The sequence below is a fragment of the Nostoc sp. CHAB 5715 genome, assembly GCF_020829685.1.
Taxonomy (GTDB): Bacteria; Cyanobacteriota; Cyanobacteriia; order Cyanobacteriales; family Nostocaceae; genus Nostoc.
The window spans coordinates 1-3,628 of sequence record NZ_JAIVFR010000782.1 but is presented as its reverse complement, the minus strand read 5'-3'; the positions used below and the strand labels follow the sequence as shown (position 1 = coordinate 3,628).

Genomic DNA, 3,628 nt, shown 5'->3' with positions numbered 1-3,628 from the left:
TCCGATCTAATTCCGAATTCTCTCAGCGAAGCTTGCAAAATTATTTCATATAAAAATTTACACCGCATCGACTTGGGTTGGGTGAACGGCAAGCACTTTTTTAACGTTGCCAGTCTGGGATTGAGTGTAAAAATTACCCAGCGACTTACTAAACAAGCCAAACGCCGTTGGGGAATATTTGCTTATGCCGCCACTGCATTGCAAGTGATTTTGGAAGCTAGACCTTTTACTGCGGAGATTTTAATCAATGGTGAATCAGTTCGCGTGAAAACAGTGCAAATTGCTGTGGGTAACGGCCGCTATTACGGCGGTGGTATGGCAGTGGCTGACGATGCGACAATAGATGACCAAAGGCTAGACCTCTATAGCTTGGAGATTAAACATTGGTGGCAGATTATACTATTACTCCCGGCGATGCGACAAGGGCGACATATACATTGGGAGAGTGTACGCTCTCTTCAAGGTCAAGAAATAGAGGTGCATACTCGTAAACCTCGCCCTATCAATACAGATGGTGAAATCACTACCTACACGCCTGCTCATTTTCGAGTTATACCTAAAGCTATAACTGTTTTAGTACCCCCAGAAATTAGGAGTTAGGAGTTATTCTCTCTCATCTCCCTCTGCTAGAAATGTGGGAACTCGTATCAAATCACGCCAAATGCATCTGAGATTTTCTCAAGATATAAAGTCCCTGTTGCAACGCCTAGCTGAACAACCGCTAACTTTAGGTGATATTCTGGCAGAAACCTCAGAACGAGGGTTCTGCCTGGTAATTACATTATTAATTTTGCCCTTTTTATTTCCTATGCCACCGGGATTAACTGGCCCTTTTGGTGGTGCTTGTTTACTGTTGTCAGCGCAAATGGTTTTAGGGAGGCGTGAGCCTTGGCTGCCGAAAAGAATTGCTAACTACAAATTTCCTCGTCCCTTTGCCCAGTTGCTTTTGCAAAATTTGGGACGTCTTACCAAAGTGTTACAGAAAATCGCCCGTCCCCGATTGGCAAAAATAGCCCATAATCCTTTGATTTGGCGAATTAATGGGTTTTGTATCTCTTTGTTAACAGTATTACTAATATTACCAATTCCCTTTACAAATCCCATCCCCACTGTAGGTATTTTACTTTTGACTGTTGCCACCATCGAATCTGACGGTTTATTAATTTGCATCAGCTACGGTATTACTGTCCTAATTACGTTGCTCTTTGGATTTATTGGTTACGCAGTATGGTTAGCTCCCAGCTTGCTGCCATCTATATTTAAATAATAAAAGCCTTCAACTAAAAGCTGAAGGCTGGAATTTATTAGGGTGCATCTACCATTTATTAATCCGCTTTATTAATTGCCATATCCGGGAAGATTTAACTTTGTAAAAAATTTATTTTAATTTATAGGACTCCTATTTGATTTTTGAAATACACGTAGGGTGGGCAAAGCCCACCATATCGGGTTTTGGTGGGCAAAGCCCACCCTACATTACTTAAAATTTTTCACATATCATTTAGGATTCCTATAAAATCAAAAAATATCAATAAAAAAAAGCCCCAAACTAAAAGCTGAGGGCTGTGATTTAATTAAGGTGCATCTACTATTTATATCTCCGCCTTAGTTATTGCTGCATCAGGAAAAATTGAAAAAAAATGGATGGCTGTGGAATTGATTTCGTTTAGCTACAAAGGTAGTACTGATATCAACGAGGATAACCTACGGTATTTAACTAGGTAATCATTGACCAACTTTACAGTAATTTTACAATTATCCCGGATTTCCTTTGGATACGCAAAGTTTCTGTTAATATCTCTGATGGGATATCCGCAATAGTACTAATTTAGTTTATTAGTTGGGTATATGACTATGAAAGTTAGACGTACCCAACTTGATGAAACGATCGCAGTTTCTATTAATCCTTGCTAGTTTTAGTATTGTCGGAGGAAGCTTTTTTCTGAGAAAAACTTTTAGCAGTACTAGGGAACCTAAAATAATAACTGATACATCACGCTACAAAGAAATTCGTAATCAACTATGGTCTGATAATGACCAAGTAAAACATTTTCCTAATGAGATTCCCACTGATGCCAAAGATGTTCGCATTGCTTACTCTTCCGAATTTGTGCAAGGAAGTAGTTTTTTTCAAATTAGGCTGAAACAGCCACCAAAAAAGATAGAAAAATTACTTTCACAATACAGAAGTAGTGCAAAGCACAAATATAAAGGTGGTAACACAAACGACCACATAAATCAACTTAATGGTGTGCCGACAACTTTTTTCTACACTAGTGACTCTCATATAGAATCTTTTCCACCTACTTATGAAATATTGGTATTAAATACAGAAGATAAAGGTAGACCTGGCTTCAAGTGGAATCATGGAAATAGCTACGGCGTTGCTATTAATAGTTCCGCCTCAGAAATTATCTATTGGTCTGAAAAATGGTAATTAACAATTCATTTTGAATTGGAATCGTCATGAGAAAAATCATTATTTTGGTCACAGCCCTCACTTCATTACTAAATACTGCTTTTCCCCTTTTGGGTATATCACTTTAGGTAGTTGAAACTTAAAGCCAGCATCACTAAAATTTTAATAGTGGTTAAAAATTATCTGAATATGTAGAATGACAACTGCTTTAATTACTGGTGCATCTAGTGGTATTGGTAAAGCTTTTGCCCAGGAACTAGCTGCACGCAAGACAAATCTTGTACTCGTTGCTCGTTCCGAAGAGAAACTAAGCCAATTAGCTAAACAACTAGAAGAAGAACACAAAATTCAAGTAGAGGTTATAGTCAAAGACCTCACAGAACCTAATGCAGCTGCTGCTGTATTTAATGCCACTAAAGAAAAGGAATTAACCATTGACTTATTAATCAATAATGCTGGTTTTGGTTACTATGGCGACTTTGCTGAAGGGGATGGAGAAAGACAAGTCAAAATTGTACAATTAAACATTTTGGCATTGGTAGATTTAACCCATAAATTTCTCCCCTTGATGCGGCAACGTCGTTCTGGAAGTATTATTAACGTATCCTCTATTACCGCATTTCAACCGATACCATACCTTTCTGTTTATGCTGCCAGTAAAGCTTTTATTCTCAGCTTTAGTGAAGCATTATGGGCAGAAAATAATCAATATGGTGTCCGTATTTTAGTCACTTGTCCAGGGCCAATAGAAACAAACTTTTTTGCAGAAGCTAATTTTCCTCCAGCGCTGGCAAGTACTACAGATAAAGTATATTCTTGTGAAAAAGTGGTTTGGGAATCTTTAGAAGCTTTGGAAAAAGGTTATCCAACTGTTATTAGTTCTGATACTAACACTCAAATTAGAAGCAAATTATCTCGACTTGTACCGCGCAAACTTCTATTGAATATGTTAGCAAAACACTTTAAAACCTAAGTATATGTTTAAGAGTTAGGAGAGACGCAATTAATCGCGTCTTAGGAGAGACGCGATTAATCGCGTCTGTACAGGAGTTGGGAGTTGAGGGTTTAGAGTTAAAGAAACCGGGGAATTTATGGCAGTCAAAAAAGGAGATATGGTTCGCGCTATCCGCGAGAAACTGGAAAACAGTCTGGAAGCAAAAGCCAGTGATACTCGCTTTCCTTCTTATTTGTTTGACAGCAAGGGCGAAA

Annotated in this window: 5 protein-coding genes; all 5 read left to right on the top strand. The window is 38.2% G+C overall.

The genetic code is table 11. The features are described 5' to 3' along the window. The coding region (locus LC574_RS31140; protein WP_229457441.1) for a lipid kinase at positions 1-600 on the top strand (600 nt) is incomplete at its 5' end. Between the two features lie 61 nt (positions 601-661). After that, positions 662-1,267 carry an exopolysaccharide biosynthesis protein gene (locus tag LC574_RS31135; protein ID WP_229457440.1) on the top strand — a complete coding sequence of 202 codons (606 nt, stop codon included), beginning with the start codon at positions 662-664 and terminating at the stop codon, positions 1,265-1,267. Positions 1,268-1,879: 612 nt separating this feature from the next. Further along, on the top strand, positions 1,880-2,437 hold the full coding sequence (locus tag LC574_RS31130; protein WP_229457439.1) for a hypothetical protein: 558 nt from the start codon (positions 1,880-1,882) through the stop codon (positions 2,435-2,437). A 178-nt stretch (positions 2,438-2,615) separates the two neighbouring features. Beyond that, the gene (locus LC574_RS31125; protein ID WP_229457438.1) at positions 2,616-3,392 is read left to right on the top strand and encodes an SDR family oxidoreductase; all 777 of its coding nucleotides are present in this window, start codon (positions 2,616-2,618) and stop codon (positions 3,390-3,392) included. A gap of 118 nt (positions 3,393-3,510) precedes the next feature. Further along, the coding region (gene ndhO, locus LC574_RS31120) for an NAD(P)H-quinone oxidoreductase subunit O (RefSeq protein ID WP_229457442.1) at positions 3,511-3,628 on the top strand (118 nt) is incomplete at its 3' end.